Origin of the sequence: Collinsella sp. AM16-21 (assembly GCF_003471905.1) — a bacterium.
GTDB lineage: Bacteria > Actinomycetota > Coriobacteriia > Coriobacteriales > Coriobacteriaceae > Collinsella.
Map to the genome: position 1 here is coordinate 1 of NZ_QRKJ01000004.1, position 17,701 is coordinate 17,701.

The following is a 17,701-nucleotide window of genomic DNA, read 5'->3' on the forward strand; positions in this document are numbered from 1 at the left end:
CGCAGGCCATAGGTGCGGGTCCAGGCGCGCACGAGCATGTCGGAGCTGGCCTTGGTCGAGCTGTACGGCGAGGACGGGTGGTACGGCGTCTCCTCGGTGAACTTCGCCGGGTCGTCGAGCGCCAGGTCGCCGTAGACCTCGTCGGTGGAGACGTGGTGGTAGCGGATGCCGTGCTTCCTCACGGCCTCCAGCAGGCGGAAGGTGCCCTCCACGTTGGTGCGAAGGAAGGGCTCCGGGTCGGCGATGGAGTTGTCGTTGTGGCTCTCTGCGGCGTAGTGCACGATCGCGTCGTGGCCCGGGACGATGCGATCCAGCAGCTCCGCGTCGCAGATGTCGCCCACGACGAGCTCCACGCGGTCGGCGGGCAGGCCCGCGATGTTCTCGGGGTTGCCCGCGTAGGTCAGCTTGTCCAGGACGGTCACGTGGACGTCCGGGTGGTTGTTGACCACGTAATGGACGAAGTTGCTGCCGATGAAGCCGCAGCCGCCCGTGACGATGATGTTCTTGGGTTCAAAAATCTCAGACATATTTACCCCCTCTTTGTCTCGTTTGCGACATTCAAAAGATACTTACCATACGCAGTCTTCTTCAGCGCTTCGCCCAGTTCGTGTAACTGATTATGGTCGATGAAACCGCGGCGATAAGCGATTTCTTCCAGGCACGCAATGTAATACCCCTGGCGGCTCTGCACGGCCTCTACGTATTCTGCGGCCTTCAAAAGACCCTCGGGCGTGCCCGTATCTAGCCACGCCATGCCTCGCCCCATCAGCTCAACCGATAGTTGGCCTTGATCTAGGTAGGCATTGTTGATGCTCGTGATCTCCAGCTCTCCACGCGCGCTTGGCTTAACGTTTGCTGCGATATCGGAAACCTGTCCATCATAGAAGTACAGTCCCGGCACTGCATAGTTCGACTTTGGAACCTCGGGTTTTTCCTCGATGCCAACCACACGATGGTTCTGGTCGAACTCCACCACACCGAAGGCTCTAGCGTCCTGCACGGGGTATCCAAACACAACGGCCCCACCATGGCATTCGACCTTCTCCTTTGCGCGTGTAAGCACGCGAGTGAGGTCTTGGCCGTGGAACATGTTGTCACCCAGCACCAGCGCACACGGCTCGCCGGCAAGAAAGTCACGTCCGATGGTAAAAGCTTCGGCTAGACCGCGAGGTTTGGCCTGCTCTGCGTACTCTAGGCGCATGCCTAACTCGGATCCGTCCTCGAGAAGCTCCTTGAACGCCGGCAGGTCACGTGGCGTCGAGATGACAAGCACCTCTCGGATTCCAGCTAGCATCAGAACGCTCAAAGGGTAGTACACAAGTGGTTTATCGTAAATTGGCAGAAGCTGTTTGCTAACGGCTTTAGTAATCGGATGCAGTCGAGTGCCAGACCCACCTGCAAGAATTATGCCTTTCAACGTTTTCCCTTCAGCGGCAGTCGAATAAAGTGCGCATTACTGCTCAAGTCACTTATGGCTGCTTGGACAAATAATATATTGGTCGTAAATCTCTCAGTAGTCTGATACCGTTCTTACTAATATTCCGTGATAGGATTCAGCGTTCGGTTCAGATTTAGCATAGGTGATGGCTTTGGTTCTATCTCAGATCTTTAAACCTATTGAGAGCCATTTCAGCCTTGAAGTCTTCGAGAAAGTGTAAGAAGTCATATTTCGGCTCGTAGCCTAATAACTCACGACAGTTTTCGATATCCATTACATAAGAAGGACCGCTTGGCATTTCCGGACGATAGACAATCTTTGATTCAACGCCATCTGGATTGAATACCTTCGCGATGCCGCGAATCCAGTCCTCGTTTGAAGTTCCGATGCCGGTACCCACATTAAAGAAGCCGCCGTCAACGTTCTCTACGGTCACAGCTTTACGTAAGAGCTGACAGAAGTCCTTGACGTTTACAACATCTTTGGCGCGAGTGGGATCGCCCCAGATTTCAAGCGTTTCTCCTGCCATGGCTCGATCCATCAGCAATCGATATCCAAGTGTTCGGCGCACTCCATCGACGTTGTATGTCTTGTCAGGGGTATAAGCGTAGACAGTGGGAAGCCTAAACACAAAGCCTTTTAATCCGTACTCAGCCTGATAATGCTTGATCAAATCAACGGCGAAGCATTTGGAAAGAGCATAGACGGTGTGATCGCCAGTCATAATAATATTGCGATCATCGTAAGGATGAATTACGGGGTTTTCCGGAGTAACGGAACCCAGCACATCGGATATGGTCTGAGCATAAAGAATGCGATCAGCACCCGTCTTACAGCAATACTCGAGTACGTTAAGGGCTCCACGGCTGTTTACGTCAATATAATCGGAAGGGTTATAGCCGCTCATATATGCTGGCAGTAAACCGGCAAGAAGAATCACCGCCTGGACGCCCTCTTGGGGGAGCTGCTCTAGAGTAGAAGCATCGGACATATCTACACTTGTATAACCAATGTTGTAGCGATTGAAAAAATTCGTCTCTCTACGACCGGCGGCAAACACCTCATATTCATCTGCAGGCAGGTGATTTACTAGATCTTCGGTAAGGTATGCACCGGTGTTGCCGGTTGCGCCGATTACTACAATCCTCTTTTTCACGGTTAGCCCACCTTCGCCCTCATGAACTCACTCGGCTCGGCGCGAAATTCATCAAGCTCGGCTTGTGTGTCGAACCTTAGGAATACCGATCCAAATGCATGATTTGCTGCCGTGAACGCCTCGACTTTGGCGCCGGGCTCAATCCACAGCTGCTCTTCGGCAAGATGAGAGACGGCGAAATCAGCTGCATACTCCATACCTGTGAACACCCCGTCGCGATCAGAGTGAAGCATCTGCTGATACCAGAAACCGTCATAAGCGGGCATCGAAAGATTGCCAACGGGTTCGCCGAGAGCGGCCTTCACCGCCGCCATGACAAGATCGGTCTTGCCGTCGGTGGCATATTTGAGCATCTCGCACAGTCGGTTACCGCCGCCGCGCGGAGAGCTCTCCATAATGTAGGCCCTGCCATCGGTTGCCACGCGGGTCTCAATGTTGAATACGCCGTCACGAAGGCCCAACAGATCGGCCAATCGCTGCAATTCCGAGACAAGCTCTATTTGTGCCCACGCCGGCAATGATGCTGGCATTGCATACGCAGCGGGCGTGTAGGGATTTGGAACGGAGGGATCGAACAGCTGCGAGGTAAAGCTCACGCACGAGAACTTTCCGCCGCTAACGAATCCGTCGGCATCGGAGGAGTCCCCCTCCTTCTCCAAAAACTGCTCGACGATACAGCGCCCATCACGCGAAAACTCGAGAGCGTACTCAATCGCCGCCTTAAGATCCTCGGGGCCATCCACGCGCGAGCAGCCCTTCGATCCAGCCGAATCAACCGGTTTGGCAATCACGGGATAAGCAATCGAATCGGCTTCTTTCATGGCCTCGTCGGCAGAGCGGTAGATATGAAGCTCGGGACAATTAAAGTCATTGTCGCGAAGGAAGGCGCGGTAGCGCTCTTTATCTTGAAGAATGCTGACCGCCTCATAGCTTCCCTGGAACGGCAGCCCCAGTTTCTCGGCAGCATATGACGCGGACACCACACCCGGGTCTGCTGCAAACGACATAATTCCGTCCACCTTGCATTGTTTAGCAGCGGCAAGCACAGCCTCGTTATCGATAATGCTCGCATTGATGTAATCATCCGAGAAAGCGTGCGCATAGTTATGCGGTAAATAATCGCAAGTAACGACCTTCGCGCCCAACTCGTGCGCCGCCTTAATAACCGGTAGCGCATAGCGTGCTCCGCCAAGAAGGAGAAGTGTCTTACTCATCAGTTTTCCTTTCCTGAATTCAACACCGTTTCGCAAATGCGGTCGACGTCCTCTAACGCTAGGTCGGCATACATGGGAAGCGTGATAACCTCAGTCGCAGCCTTCTTGGCCACAGGGGTGCGGTCGCTGGAGTACACGCTTCTGTAGCAAGCGTAATCGTTGACCAACGGATAGAAGTATTTGCGTGCGCCGACGCCAACCTTGTCCAGGGCATCGAAAACGTCATCGCGCGATGCTCCGAAGACACTCGGATCGAACAGCACTGGAAGGTACGCATAGTTGTGGCGGATGTTATTGGCGGGACGGAAAACGGTCACGCCGGCCGTGCCTTCAAGGTTGTCCCAATAACGCTCAGCAACGGCCTTGCGCTTGCCAATCTCGGCGTCCAGGTGACGAAGATTGCAGACGCCCATAGCCGCGCAGAACTCATTCATCTTGGCGTTGCCACCCACGTACTCGACGTCCTCGGGTCCCGTGATTCCAAAGTTCTTCCATTGATTGAGCAGCGGATACAGATCTTCGTCCTTGAAGCAGACGCAACCGCCTTCGATGGTGTTGAATACCTTGGTTGCATGGAAGCTGAACATGGCCGCATCGCCGAATGCCGCCGCGCTATTGCTGCTTCCGTCCTCGTTCACGCGCTCGACGCCGAAGGCGTGGGCTGCATCGTAGATGACCTTCAGCCCGTGACGGTCAGCGATCTCCTGGATGACGTCAACATCGCAAAGATTACCGTATACATGGACGGGCACGATGGCGCAGGTGCGCGGGGTGATTAATCGTTCAATGCTCTCGGGATCCAACGTTAGATTCACGGGATTCACATCGGCAAAAACGGGAGTAAGTCCCTTTCGCACGATAGCGTGAGTGGTCGAGGCAAAGGTGAACGGTGTTGTGATGACCTCTCCACCGGTCGGAAGAGCCATGGCCTCGAGGATGCACTCTAGAGCATTGTGACCATTCGTGAACAGAGCAAGGTTGTCGATCCCCAAACGCTCCTTGAGGTCTGCCTCGAGCTTCTTATGCTCAACACCCATATTGGTAAGCCAATGGCTATCCCAAAGAGGTGCGACCTCTTCAAAGTATTCCTCCATAGGAGGCATGGATGATCGTGTGACAAGAATGCGGTTACCCATATCAGGTACCTTCCCTTCGCTATGCAACTTTCAAAGAACGATGACTAAAACGGTTACAGTATTGACACAACGTCTTTAACGACGTTTAGCACCCAAGAAATCCCTAAAGGTATTGATGAGGTATTCAAAGGCTTCGAGTTTAAAAATGCCTGCGATACCAAAGTAGGTAATTGCCATTACGGCAATTACGACAAGAATTTGAAGTCCAGGCGAGGCGACAAATGAACCGCAAAACAGTGCAAGTCCTCCTGCAATTGCTGAAATCACAAATGCAGGAGCGATATCGCGTATTTGGTCAGAATAAGAGTATCCGATAACCCGTTTGTTGGGATAAGCGTTAACAAATGTTGAGATGATGCCGGTAATCATATACATGGCTACCATTAGGTAGACGTCCTTTAATATAAAGGCAGCAAACAAAATGAAGCAGATTCCATAGGCCTTTTTGATAAGTTCAAGCTTCAGGAACAGATCAGAACGCCCCATGCCGTTAAGTGCCTGCAGGTTAGTGGTGTGTATTGGTAATAGGGCGTATATAAAGCAATACATCTGCAGAAACGGTACACAAGGCAGCCATTTCTCTCCTAGTAATAAGACAACAATCGGTTTAGCCGCTACTGCAAATAGCGTCATAGCTGGAACAATAATAAAGGTTGATGTTTTTAGGGCCCTTCGTACTAATCGCTTCACCTGATCGGTATCAGCTTGAACACGCGAAATGGCTGATAGCATGACAGGCTGAATTGCCCCATCCAACATGCCCCCCAGAGCCTGGGGGTACTTTTTTCCCTGAGAAACTAAGCCGAGGTCTGAGGCGCTGAATTGCTTACCTATAATTAAATCTGAAAGAGATTGATAGCCTTGATCCAATAAACCAGAAACGAGGAGTTTCCAGCCAAAACTAAAATGCTTGCGAGCTTTCGACCTATTAAATATGGGCTTCGGAAACCATTTAACCTGGAAGCCCAAAAAAAGACAGTTGCTAAATTGATAAATTAGTTGCTGAAGAACTAAAGCCCAAAGACCGGCCCCTGCAGTGGCTGCAACAATACCAGCTATTCCAGAGACGATGACAGCTGCAATTGTTGCATTAAACACCTTACGTAGTTTAAGGTCCCGCTGTACTATTGCCACCTGAACAGAATTGAAGGCTGTGACCAATAGCAAAAAACCCATAACACGTAAGGGCCAGATTAGATAATCCAAGGAGTAAAAGGACGCAATTGCTGGTGCTGAAATATAGACCACCAAGCACAGAACAATCGAGGTTCCAAAACTCAACCAGAACACTGTCGACAAATCGGAATCTTCAACTGTTTGAGCTTGAACTATTGATGTATTTAAGCCAGATTGAACAATTGCATTGCCTATGTTAACGAAGACAAGAATAATTGCTAGGGCACCGAACTCTTCAGGGGCAAGCAGACGCGCCATAACAATCTGTACGGCGAGTTGAACAACTGCATTTCCTCCCCTTTCAAATAGTTTCCAAATTAAAGAGGAAAGTGTCTCTTGTTTAAGTGATGGCTCCTGTCTACTTGTCATTTTCGCTCCACGGGTTGATTAGCTTTTGAGATTTTCCAGTCAGCTTTCTCTGTAAATACTTCGCTAGATAACCAGTGATTAAGAATGCCCATTTCCACCAAGGTTTTGACTGAAATTTGTCGTGAAGAATAAGCTCATCCATGTTTAGGGCAGCGTCTTGGGGGTTCACAAAGTCAAATTCTGGTTCTTCTTTTAGTTTTCGATTCTGTAGTTCTGCTGAATTAGAGAACGCTTTTGTAAAGCTATGGCCGTTACCCACGACCCCTAAGTCACGTTGCAAGTTTTCGATAGGGCAAATGGCGACCTTGTCAAATACAATCATGGCAACATCCCATGTCATATCAATAGAGTAAAGTCGTCCATTGTGCCAGGGCGCTTTGGCTCTAGTGTTATATGTGTCCTTGAGATATTGGTAGCAGAGGGTCTTGGAGCGTTTGAATAGCTTTAATAAAGCTGACGGATGATCGCCAATTGATAGGATTGATTGATCTAGAACAAAGTTGTAATACGGTAGGATACATTCACTCCAGGATGCCATGCCATGCCATAGCATTTGTCGTTTCTCGGTATTGCAATCATCAGTGTTTATGCTTCTAAGTAATGGAGTGTATCCATCTCCACACCAAACGTAATCAGAAGGATTAATTACAACAACATCGTTATCGGTAGCGTAAATTTGAAGCCCCTTGTTGCAAAAATCTAAGAAACAAGGGGCAGGCTCGTTATCATCTTCCAAATGATAATCGAATTATATTTTGAGAGGATTAGACGTACGAGCCAAAGATAGTTTTCAAACGGGCCTAAATTAGCCTTATGAAAATATAGATTTAGCGATTTAAACGGATGGTCGTCATGAATTGTGTTCAGATAATTACAGACTTCCACATAACCAGACTTATATTTTGTATTCGGAGGATAATCGACTGAAATATAGACGTCAGTGTACTCGGCACAATGGCATCTACCGAGAGAATCAATCGTTGTTTTTAGGCACTCGATTCTACTCAACGTTGTAATCGCAACTGGTGCAAAGTTGCCTTCGCTAGATGAATACGATATTTCTTGTGACATGGTAAGCTATTCCCATCACGAACAAGGTCTCAAGGTTTTATAAAGTAGATTGTTTATTCAGGACGCAGCCCTGCTTCGCATATCAAAATTCCCATTAAAGCTAAGTAATGGAACAAGCAGAAATAAGGATGGATTGACAGCAGCAGCCGGGTAAAAACTTTCACTCAGACCTGCAATCATGTAAATAACCACAAATGCAAGAGATGCCCAATCGCGTGTTTCTTTAAGCCGTTTAACAATTAACTGCATTGATCCGAATAGCAAAATGAAGGCAATTAATCCGTAGGCAACGAAGACGAAGACGTAGCTATTGTCAAAATTACCCTCTGAGGTCAGCATGCCATGACCGAATGGGCTTGCCGTGTAGTTACTGAGAAAGAAGTTGTTGTAATAGATACGACCCTGAAAAATCCTATCGAGAACGCCGACAAAACCGTTTCTCCCATAGAGCAACGCAGTTCCAAACGAAAATGCAATAAGAAGCGGGAGGACGGCCGTTGAGAACCTGACGAACAGTTCCCTTATCTTCCCTGAATGCTGAAGTACATAGAACAGGAGCAGACCACCCATGCCGAGGAACAGGCCGATGTAACTGCCCGTGATGTATTCACACAAGATGTTCAAAACGGCAAACACGAGGTAGACGACAATTCCGCAATTTCCCCTTTTCATATAGAGCGTCAAGAAGACGACCGTGAGAAAAGACAAGTGCATGACGTTGGTAGAGGAGCCGTTTACAAGGACTCGCTGAATGTATGTGTCTGTCGCCATTTTATAATACTGGTAAAATTCAACTTCATAAATACCCGTAGCGGCAAACAGCACTACGAAAAGAAGTCCTACGATTTTCGCGGTCAGAAATGTAAGTAGCACCCTCTTGATATCAATGTCCTTGGCGCCAACCAACAGCATGACCGTAAGAAGCAGGGTGAACCGTTTGCTAACAACCAGCTCGATGACGCCGAGGGCTGCAAGACCCATCGCAATCAAGAAGAAGCGCGGATCAAAGTCCATAGCAAGAAACCTAATAACCGCGAATGCGGCACCGAGCCCGACGCAGGCGACATAAATATCGTCACCAGCGCTCAGGCCAAGCGTGCTCATAAACACAACCGAGAAAAGATACGCGCAGTACAGAAGGTCCACGACTCTCATGGAGGAAACGTTCCCCGCATTCATGTCGGTGTATTGCTTTATGGCAGCCTTGCGCTTAATCAAGATACTTTCCTTCCAAAACGTCTCCTTTCGACCAGCACAGACAAGGGGAATACAAGGAGGGCCAATACCCTATTAGAAACGATTCCGGATAAGGTGGGCTCAGCGACCGCCATGTTCAGGGACTCGATTCCGACGAGGGCTGAAATTCTTTCCCTCAGCGCTCGAGCGCCCGAGTACCGCCTGGCAGATTCATGTCGCTTGACAAGTGCCATGCGCGTACCCACGGGGCTGCCCAGCCAATTCTTCCAGATGTTTTTGGTGAGACCTTCCTCGAGGTATTCACATCTGTAAAAGGGCTCGTTGTGCACGCAAAACAGCTCGGGAGCAACGAAGTCGTAGTAAGCCGAGCCTTCAGGAATGAAACGCTCGCCCTGAACAACGGGAAATGAATGCCGCCTTAAAACATCAGTGTTAAAGACAATCGCCGTCTCGATGACGAGACCGTATTTCATGCGCATATCGGCAAGCTCAATCTTGTCAGCACCATCGGGAAACAATGTATCCAAAGCTGTTTGGTGCGCAAACAGCTTTGGATACAGAAGACCTTCTTCCGTATCCAAAGCTGTTATGTCGTGCAAGATAGTCTCCACGGCGTTGGGCTCAAGCCAGTCGTCCGAGTCAACGCAAATAAAATACTCTCCAGATGCCTCTGCAGCACCAAGATTATGTGCAACGTGTTTTCCAGAGTTCGGCTGTTTGATATATCGAATAGGAAAGGGCGACGCGTCTAACCAAGAGACAACCATGTTCTCAGTATCGTCAGTCGATCCATCATCCACAATGAGCCATTCGAATCGAAAGTCGGTCTGAGATATTAGTGATGAATACAGGCGCTCAAGCTCATTAATACGATTATAGGTCGGTGTAAATATCGTTAATAATGTGTTGCTCATTAACGATCGCCCTTAATTATGTTCTTAAACGCCTTGAAAAGAATAACCCCTCTAGGGCCAACCGCTCTCATAACTTTATGCTTAAAATGCGTTGCCGGTCCAGCCCATGATCCGTCGAAATGATGAATAGCATACGTATTTTCAGTTACGTTAATCTCATGCGTAAGGAAATCCTTTGGACAAAAATATTCACTTGGATAAATAGTTATCCCAGCAACTTCCTGGATGCCAGGTTTATCTTCAAGTCCAAGGCCTTTAAGAATATCAGTTGTACGAACAACGACAGTGGTCTGGTCGTAGACACCACCAGTCTTTATAAAGTGATCAGACTCATAGGAATCGAGGATAGTCTTGTAGAGGCCAAGCCCCGGATTGGCCGCAAGGCCAAGCCCCGGAGCGACAGCGCCGGCAGCACCAGAGCTGAAATCCTGTTCAAAACCCATAAAAGGGCCTCTTTGAATAATTTCATCTAGAGGCTTCAAAAGCTCGACATCAGTATCTAAGTAGACCCCTCCATGCTCAAACAAAATCTTGAATCGCGCATAGTCGCTTGCAAATGCCCATTTCTTTACGCTTATAGCTTCGCTAACATAATCACAGCAATCAGTATCAAAGTTTGATTCGTCCCAACGAACGATCTCGTAGCCTGGCATATATTTTTCCCATGAAGCAATGCAGCGTTCAGCTAGAGGGGGAAGCGGATTACCGCCAAACCAAATGTAATGAATCTTCTTGGGTATCATGGGGTTAAAGCTCCTCAATCAAACCACAGAGCTCCTTACAGAACTCTAAGTTATGGCTCTTAAAATAGGCTCCGCATGAAAGTTCACGGGCTCGCTCTATTGCTTGAGGCAGCTCTTTAACGTCATAAATAGGCACGATACCGCCCTGACGCTCCGCCACAATGCGAACGAAATCCGCTTGATGATCATTCACGTGCTCGCCAAGGTCCCCTCGACGCGGAACAACAACAGGGACCTTCCCGGCCGCCATCGCCTCAATGAAGCTCGAAGGGCCACCATGCGTAATCACCACATCCGCAACTTCCATATAATTCTTCATCTGATGGAACGGCACAAAACGCGAGTGATCACAATGGATAGGCTCATATGTTGAATAGCCTGTCTGAATGAAAACCGGTTCCGTAAGTATCCCGTCCGCCCTGAGTTCGTCGACAGCCTTGACCAAGCGATTGAACTGCTGCTCGTGGGTGCCCACGGTAACGAAAATCATTCGACCACTTCTTAGAAAATCGAGCCGAGGTTCACGGCGTGCTTGTACACTTCCAGTTGCTCCGGCCACTGGACAACGAACAGGTCAGCGATCCCGTTGAGCATCCGACCTGTCATGGTCGGCTTATCCACGCGGTCGAAAACCTCTACGTAAACGCATTTGGCACCCAGCAGCTTGCCCAGCACGAAGAAAGGAACTGCCACGGCAGCTCCAGACGAGATAATCAGGTCAGGACGCTCCTTCCGCAACACCTTCCAGGCAAGAACAGTGTTCTTCAATAAATTGGGGATATTTCGATTTGTTAGGTAATGGCAGTGGATGACGCGCTCGTCCTTGAGCAGCGAGTTCGCGTCCTCCTTGTCGAACGTTACCCAAAACCGTTCGACGGCTTGCGACCATATAGGCTTGAGTAGCCACATATGCGTTAGGTGTCCACCACTGGAGCTGGGAATGCAAACCTTTGCTTTCGAGAGATCCATCTAGCACGCCCCCTTGCCGGTGATAACCTCGATCACCGTGAGGACGATAATCTTGAGATCAGTGACGGGTCCGCGCTTGGCGATGTACTCCAGGTCGCGCTGGACCATTCCGTTGAAACCCGTTGAATTGCGGTCGGTCACCTGCTACCATCCGGTAATCCCCGGCTTTACGGCCAGGCGCTGCAGGTCGTACTCGGTGTACTCTGCAACCTCGTTGGGCAGCGGCGGACGAGGACCCACGACGGACATCTGGCCCAGGAACACGTTCAGAAACTGCGGGAACTCGTCGATGGAGTGCTTGCGGATGAACCTGCCGATCTTGGTGACGCGGGGGTCCTCCTTCATCTTGAACATGGCTCCGGCGATCTCGTTCTGCCCCTTGAGCTCGGCGAGACGCTCGTCGGCGTCCTTGTACATGGAACGGAACTTCCACATGCGGAAGGTGGTCAGGCTACCGTCGGGGCGGGTCTGTCCCACGCGGATCTGGCTGTAGAAGGGGCTGCCCTCGCTCTCCAGGCGGATGAGTGCCGCGAGCACCAGGCTGGGAATCGCGATGACCACGAGCACAACACCGCTGAACACGATGTCGAAAGCGCGCTTAACGGTGCGGTAGGCTAGGCGCGAGCGATCCCAGTCCATGATGGATTGCATGGCCCTGTAGCGGCCGGTGCCCTCACGTCGGTCCATGGCCTGAGCAATCAGCGCCGCACCCGCTGGCGCATCCGTTTCATATTCTGTTTTATCCGACACGTTCTCTTCCAACACTTCGTCCCCGGGTCGGGGGATCCTCCCTGTTCTGTGTAGCGACCGTCTGCAGCTAGGCGATTGCCTTTTTAAGGTTGCGCATGACGCGCTGCTCGGCCGAAAGCACGGCAAGGCCAACGCGCGTAGTTACGCGTCGGCCGCACAGGTTGAGCTCCAGATAAGCAGTGCTCTTGCGTCTATTAATGGTTTTGATAAGGCCTTCGTGGCCCAGCAGCGGACCTGCCGTCACTACGACTTGGTCGCCGTCTTTTAAGGCCTCGCTCATGGGCACTACGCGGTCTCCCCTATGCGTAAAGCCGCCAATAAGCTGAACCTCTTCTTTTGCCAGCGGCACAAACTGACCGTCCTGGGAAAGCACCCGGGCAAAGTCGTCCATGCGTAGCAGATACTGTTGCACGGTGCGGGGATCTGCCGTATCGCAGATAAGATAACCGGGAAAGAGCGGCTTGGTCGTATTGACCCATTCGCCGTGAACTTTAATCTCGGTTTGAAATTGGGGATAAAAGAGCTCCTGCATGGCGCTCACCGGCACCATACGCTCGATGCGCTCGCGCATTACATCTTCGCGACCGTTAATGACCTGGATCACATACCACACGAGCTCCACCCCCTTGCTGTCTTACGTATGGCTCACGTGATTTGGATATGGCTTCGCCAGGGCGCTTGTGCGCGAAGGCGCTCCATATTCAAACCCTGAGCCCAGTCAGACAAGCACGTGGCTCTGCCCCACCGTGAACGGTATGTATAAGCGCAGTTGCTAGAAACGCGGACGTATATCGCAAAATGACCGCGTCTCCAGCTGGCTGCGTGCGAACCAGTCAAGCGGGTACAAAACTGGACCGCACGCAAACAGCTGAAGGACTGCTGTGGTTTGCCGTAACAACTTATTGCACCTTCTAATGCGAACTTATAAATAGCCACAAAAGCAAGTGCAAAACGTGCATGGCAATCGATATTGGAGCTCGTGGTTTTTCTAACACCGCCGTTACGGCCGGATGCTGATCGACCCTGCGCTTTGTGGCTTACTGAAGCCGTGAGCACAGTTGAACTCATGTAACGTTAGGTATCCTAGCACAAGCTGTTAGTGAAACTGATTTGGGTTGCGTTGGACAACATTTCGTTCATTTGACGTGCTTAAGGGGGTTGTTGTGGGATGTTGTTCACGTTGGCGCAGGTTATTGTGGTGCTGGCAATAATTGGGAGTGTTCCTGAAGCCCAACTGAAGCAGCGAGCTGCACTGGTAATTGCGTTTGGATAACAAACTATGTACAGACATGGGAAATAAATTGTGCAACTTTTTGTTGATGTGGGTATGGGTTTGTGGCGCGAGGTATTTTGGCATGAAAAAAGGCCTTCGGAATTCCGAAGGCCTTTTTATTCACGATGGTGGAGACGAGGGGGATCGAACCCCTGACCTCTTGACTGCCAGTCAAGCGCTCTCCCAGCTGAGCTACGCCCCCGTGACGAGGAGATACTATAGGGGAAGTTGGCTCGACGTGCAAGGACTTTTTTGGGTGAGACTTTAAATGCCTATTGAGCCAATTGATATAGGTAAGCGATGGCGGTGCCGGTGTGGACTTGGATCTTGGCCGTTCTCCTGACTACATTGGATATTCCAGTGTCAGCTAGTAATCCCAGGGGGCTGTGGTCTAGCTCCCACTCTAGGCCGTGTTCACTTACCTCGGTGTTGGTGGCGATGGCGATGATGGAGAATGTCTTGCCCTCAGCGCCTTCGATGGTCCAGGATTCGCCTGTGTGTAGGATGCGGGCGACTACCTTGTCCTCAGCAATCCAGACCGGGGCATCCTCATAGCCAGCGAGCAGCCCCAGTACGGAAAGCGCCATATCCGGACGGCCGCCGGTGGCGCAGGTTGCTACCACTTCGGCACCTGGCCAGCGACGTCGGACGGAATCGAGCGCCAACGCCAGATCGGTATAGTCCTTGTACGGGTCGTGGCGCTCTACCTCAAAGGCTTCGGCGGCATCGACCAACGCACGACCCGCATCGCTCACCGTGTCGGCATCCCCCACATAAACGTCGCAGCCTAGCCCCGCGCTCAGCAGCGCATCGAGCCCGCGGTCCACGGCGACAACGTGGTCGCACTCCCCTACTAGCCTACGCAACAGATCCGCGCTCGCCACCAAGGGCGAGCCGCAAACCACTAATACCTTACAAGCCACAGCTCTCGCCTATCCCTCAAACGCAAGCAGGCGGGCCAGATCCAGCTCCTCGTAGCTGTCGATAAAGATATCGCAGTTGGCGCGCACATCGTCGCGCTTCATGCGGCCGTGCGGGTCATAAATACCTACACGCTTAAAGCCGGCGACCCCAGAACTCCTTAGGCCAAAGACGGCGTCCTCAAACACCCACGCGCGCTCAAACTTGTGCCCGTGGCGCTCTTCTAGGCGGCGCAGCGCCAGCTCGTATACGTCGGGGAACTGTTTGGAGCGTCCTGCCTCGCCCGTCGTGGTAACAAACTCCATGTACGCGTCGAGCCCGGCGCCCGCAAGCGCAGACGTAACCAACTCGGCCGGCGTGGACGTGGCAACGCACAAGGCAATGCCCGCCGCATTCGTCTGCTCCAAAAATGCCAGGAGCCCCTCGCGCGGCGGCACCTTGGAGTACCCATCGATCAGGATGTCGCTCAGCTCGCGATACAGCTCCTCGCCATTCGCTCCAATGCCCCAGGTGTCGTGGTAGGCCTGGCACTCGTCCTCGAGCGACAAATGCTCAAACTGGGCAAAATCGTCGACCGTCACGTCAACTCCGTGGCGGTGCAATAACTCGGGCTGGGCATAGGCCCAAACGGGGGTGCTATTAACCAGCGTGCCGTCGCAATCGAAAATAAAAGCGACATTGGGAGCGGCGGTCTGGGACATAAAAGTACCTTTCGATGTCAAATGGTAAACAACCTGCTAAAAACGTTTTACCAAACGTCAGACTAACAATCTTGAAACCCTAATTGGTAAAACTGTCAAGAGTTTTACCACGGCAATTCTGCCAGTGGTCTAAACATGGCGCTTACCGATTAAACGCCGCCCTAAAACCACTTTCCTTCATAAAAGTAACGTACAGGTGTTATCGTAGTTTCTGCCGAAAGTTCCACCGAGCACGCGAGGTGGAACGAATCATAGAACTATCGCCGTCCCTTCGATTCGTGCAGCCTTGGACCTTTCGCATCTAGTCACCAAGGCAACACGCTGCCGCGTCATGATGGGATCAAACGTGAGCGATACAAAGCTAAAGCCAGCAACCAAAAAGCCCGCTACCCGTAAAGCCGCCCCGCACGCGCCGGAACTCTCTAAGGACGATGTCTATCTGTTTGGCATTGGCATGTGGGAGCGCAGCTGGGAAAAGATGGGCGCGCACCCCGACACGCAGAACCGTACGCGCGGCTGGCGCTTTTGCGTTTGGGCGCCCGACGTAAAGAGCGTCCATGTCATTGGCGAATTTAACGATTGGAATGAGGAAGCCAACCCGCTGGTGCCCGTGCATACGAGCGCTATTTGGGAAGGCTTTATTCCTGGCGCCGAGCAGGGCCAGCTCTATAAGTATCTCATCGAGACAAACGAGGGAGAAAAGCTCTATAAGGCCGATCCGTATGCCTTTAAGGCCGAGTGCCCTCCGGGTACTGCGAGCGTGCTGTGGACACTCGACGGCTATAAGTGGAACGATGCCGCGTGGCTCAAGCGCCGCGCCGGTCACAACCACATGTCGCAGCCGCTCAACATCTACGAGGTGCATATTGGCTCGTGGAAGCGCCACGGCGACGCGCCGCAGGGCGAGCCGGACGAGTTCGGCAACTACCCCGGTCCCATGGACCCCTTCCCCGCGCAGCGCGGCGAGTTCTACACCTACGACGACCTGTCGGTGGAGCTCGTGGACTACGTGCGCGACATGGGTTACACGCATATCGAGGTCATGCCGCTCATGGAGCATCCCTTCGATGGCTCCTGGGGCTACCAGACGACCGGCTACTACGCCGCCACGTCGCGCTACGGCAACCCGCAGCAGCTCATGCACTTTATCGATGCGTGCCACGAGGCAGGCATTGGCGTGATCATGGACTGGGTGCCCGGCGGTTTTTGCGCCGACTCCCACGGCCTTGCTACCTTTAACGGCCATATGCTGTTTGAGCACGAGATTCACCCCAACTGGGGCACGCACAAGTTCGACTTCGCCCGTGGCGAGGTCCGCTCCTTCCTGGTCTCCAACGTGCTGTACTGGCTCGAGAACTTCCATGTTGACGGCATTCGCATGGACGGCGTGTCCAGCATGCTGTACCTCAACTTTGGCATCGACGATCCCGGCCAAAAGAAGTTCAATAAGTACGGTACCGAGGAGGACCTGGACGCCAGCGCGTTTATCCGCCAGGTCAACTGCGCCGTGGAGGCCCACTTCCCCGACGTGATGATGATGGCCGAGGAGTCCACAGCGTGGCCGCTCGTGACCTACCCGCCGCAAGACGGCGGCCTGGGCTTCCACTACAAGTGGGACATGGGCTGGATGAACGACACCCTGCACTACATGCAGACCGATTTTCCGTGGCGACCCGGCAACCACGGCCTGCTCACGTTCTCCATTATGTATGCCTTTACCGAGAACTTCATTTGCCCGCTGAGCCACGACGAGGTCGTGCACGGTAAGTGCTCGCTCATCGGCCGCATGCCGGGCGACTGGTGGCGCCAGTTTGCCGGTCTGCGCACGCTGGCCTTCTACCAGATGACGCACCCCGGTGCCAAGCTCAACTTTATGGGCAACGAAATCGGCCAGTTTATCGAATGGCGCTACTACGAGTCCATTCAGTGGTTCCTGACCGAGGAGTACGAGACCCACCGTCATCATCAGGCGTTTATTAAGGCGCTCAACCACCTGTACACCGCGGAGCCCGCCCTGTACGAGCGCGGCTACACCGACGACGGCTTTACCTGGATCGACGCGGACAACTCCAAGCAGTCAATCGTGAGCTTTGTACGCCAGGGCGAGGACGTCGACGACGACCTGGTGATCCTGATCAACTTTGACCCGGCGAGCTACGAGAGCTTCCGTGTGGGCGTGCCGCGCGAGGGCGACTGGGAGGTCATCTTCGACTCCGATCGTCCCGAGTTTGGCGGCAGCGGCTATGCCGGCGAAGAGCCCTACGCCTGCTCGAGCGAGCCCTATCCCTGGAACGGGCAGATGGACTCCATTGAGATTAAGGTGCCCGGTCTGGCAGGCGTGGTGCTTAAGCGCCGCGGTCCCAGCAGCTACAAACCGCCCGTGGTCGAGGAGCCCAAGGCTGCGCCCAAAAAGCGTATGTCTTCGGTGAAGCCCAAGCCTGCGGCTGCTAAGAAGGCTCCGGCTAAGGCCAAGGCTACGACGACCAAGGCCAAGGCCAAGGCTGCCGCAAAGCCCGCTGCTAAGGCCGCAGCCAAGAAACCAGCTGCCAAAAAGGCCGCTACCAAGGCCAAGTCTGCTTCTGTTAAGCCGTCTGCCAAGGATGCGTAACAAAACCGTTACAGCTGTAATTACCCGCCCCGCGAGGGCGTAGGATACAAGTCATAACCGTTCCG

The 17,701-nt window shown here is 52.4% G+C and carries 18 protein-coding genes and 1 tRNA gene; 1 reads left to right on the top strand and 18 read right to left on the bottom strand.

The window, feature by feature from the left end:
* From DW180_RS03035 to DW180_RS03115, 18 genes are all read right to left on the bottom strand, one after another.
* Positions 1-527, bottom strand: a 527-nt coding sequence (locus DW180_RS03035; RefSeq protein WP_118237381.1) for a dTDP-glucose 4,6-dehydratase, incomplete at its 3' end; no start/stop codon positions are given.
* A 2-nt stretch (positions 528-529) separates the two neighbouring features.
* Positions 530-1,417 carry a glucose-1-phosphate thymidylyltransferase RfbA gene (gene rfbA / locus DW180_RS03040; RefSeq protein WP_117757193.1) on the bottom strand — a complete coding sequence of 296 codons (888 nt, stop codon included), beginning with the start codon at positions 1,415-1,417 and terminating at the stop codon, positions 530-532.
* Positions 1,418-1,595: 178 nt separating this feature from the next.
* The gene (locus tag DW180_RS03045; protein WP_118237383.1) at positions 1,596-2,594 is read right to left on the bottom strand and encodes an NAD(P)-dependent oxidoreductase; all 999 of its coding nucleotides are present in this window, start codon (positions 2,592-2,594) and stop codon (positions 1,596-1,598) included.
* A 2-nt stretch (positions 2,595-2,596) separates the two neighbouring features.
* Positions 2,597-3,808: an acetyl-CoA carboxylase biotin carboxylase subunit family protein gene (locus tag DW180_RS03050; protein ID WP_118237385.1), complete on the bottom strand. Its 1,212-nt coding sequence runs from the start codon at positions 3,806-3,808 to the stop codon at positions 2,597-2,599.
* On the bottom strand, positions 3,808-4,944 hold the full coding sequence (locus DW180_RS03055) for a DegT/DnrJ/EryC1/StrS aminotransferase family protein (protein ID WP_117757196.1): 1,137 nt from the start codon (positions 4,942-4,944) through the stop codon (positions 3,808-3,810). The genes DW180_RS03050 and DW180_RS03055 overlap by 1 nt, the downstream gene beginning before the upstream one ends.
* 75 nt (positions 4,945-5,019) lie before the next feature.
* Positions 5,020-6,489 (bottom strand): lipopolysaccharide biosynthesis protein, encoded by a 1,470-nt coding sequence (locus DW180_RS03060; RefSeq protein WP_117757197.1) that lies wholly within the window; start codon positions 6,487-6,489, stop codon positions 5,020-5,022.
* Positions 6,479-7,225, bottom strand: a complete 747-nt coding sequence (locus tag DW180_RS10140) for a hypothetical protein (RefSeq protein ID WP_147357370.1) — start codon at positions 7,223-7,225, stop codon at positions 6,479-6,481. Before DW180_RS10140 ends, DW180_RS03060 begins: the two co-directional genes overlap by 11 nt.
* A 392-nt stretch (positions 7,226-7,617) precedes the next feature.
* Entirely contained in the window at positions 7,618-8,778 is a 1,161-nt protein-coding gene (locus DW180_RS03070) for a hypothetical protein (RefSeq protein WP_117757199.1), read from the bottom strand.
* A complete protein-coding gene (locus DW180_RS03075) occupies positions 8,775-9,671 on the bottom strand; it encodes a glycosyltransferase family 2 protein (RefSeq protein WP_118237387.1) in 897 nt (298 codons plus the stop codon). Before DW180_RS03075 ends, DW180_RS03070 begins: the two co-directional genes overlap by 4 nt.
* Positions 9,671-10,414 (bottom strand): glycosyltransferase family 32 protein, encoded by a 744-nt coding sequence (locus DW180_RS03080; RefSeq protein ID WP_117757201.1) that lies wholly within the window; start codon positions 10,412-10,414, stop codon positions 9,671-9,673. The genes DW180_RS03075 and DW180_RS03080 overlap by 1 nt, the downstream gene beginning before the upstream one ends.
* Before the next feature lie 4 nt (positions 10,415-10,418).
* A complete protein-coding gene (locus DW180_RS03085; RefSeq protein WP_117757202.1) occupies positions 10,419-10,904 on the bottom strand; it encodes a glycosyltransferase in 486 nt (161 codons plus the stop codon).
* 11 nt (positions 10,905-10,915) lie between these two features.
* Positions 10,916-11,383 (bottom strand): PssD/Cps14F family polysaccharide biosynthesis glycosyltransferase, encoded by a 468-nt coding sequence (gene pssD / locus DW180_RS03090; RefSeq protein ID WP_118237389.1) that lies wholly within the window; start codon positions 11,381-11,383, stop codon positions 10,916-10,918.
* Positions 11,384-11,524 carry a hypothetical protein gene (locus DW180_RS10455; protein WP_233545162.1) on the bottom strand — a complete coding sequence of 47 codons (141 nt, stop codon included), beginning with the start codon at positions 11,522-11,524 and terminating at the stop codon, positions 11,384-11,386.
* A 3-nt stretch (positions 11,525-11,527) separates the two neighbouring features.
* Positions 11,528-12,133 (bottom strand): sugar transferase, encoded by a 606-nt coding sequence (locus DW180_RS03095; RefSeq protein ID WP_233545163.1) that lies wholly within the window; start codon positions 12,131-12,133, stop codon positions 11,528-11,530.
* A 67-nt stretch (positions 12,134-12,200) separates the two neighbouring features.
* Positions 12,201-12,746 (bottom strand): antiterminator LoaP, encoded by a 546-nt coding sequence (gene loaP / locus DW180_RS03100; RefSeq protein WP_233545164.1) that lies wholly within the window; start codon positions 12,744-12,746, stop codon positions 12,201-12,203.
* A gap of 786 nt (positions 12,747-13,532) precedes the next feature.
* Positions 13,533-13,608: transfer RNA gene (locus DW180_RS03105), tRNA-Ala, on the bottom strand.
* 70 nt (positions 13,609-13,678) lie between these two features.
* Positions 13,679-14,329, bottom strand: a complete 651-nt coding sequence (locus tag DW180_RS03110) for a thiamine diphosphokinase (RefSeq protein WP_118237393.1) — start codon at positions 14,327-14,329, stop codon at positions 13,679-13,681.
* 9 nt (positions 14,330-14,338) lie between these two features.
* The gene (locus DW180_RS03115) at positions 14,339-15,028 is read right to left on the bottom strand and encodes an HAD family phosphatase (protein WP_117854652.1); all 690 of its coding nucleotides are present in this window, start codon (positions 15,026-15,028) and stop codon (positions 14,339-14,341) included.
* A gap of 331 nt (positions 15,029-15,359) precedes the next feature.
* Here DW180_RS03115 and glgB point away from each other — a divergent pair, with 331 nt between their 5' ends.
* The gene (glgB, locus tag DW180_RS03120) at positions 15,360-17,636 is read left to right on the top strand and encodes a 1,4-alpha-glucan branching protein GlgB (RefSeq protein WP_118237394.1); all 2,277 of its coding nucleotides are present in this window, start codon (positions 15,360-15,362) and stop codon (positions 17,634-17,636) included.
* The last annotated feature ends 65 nt before the right edge of the window (positions 17,637-17,701 follow it).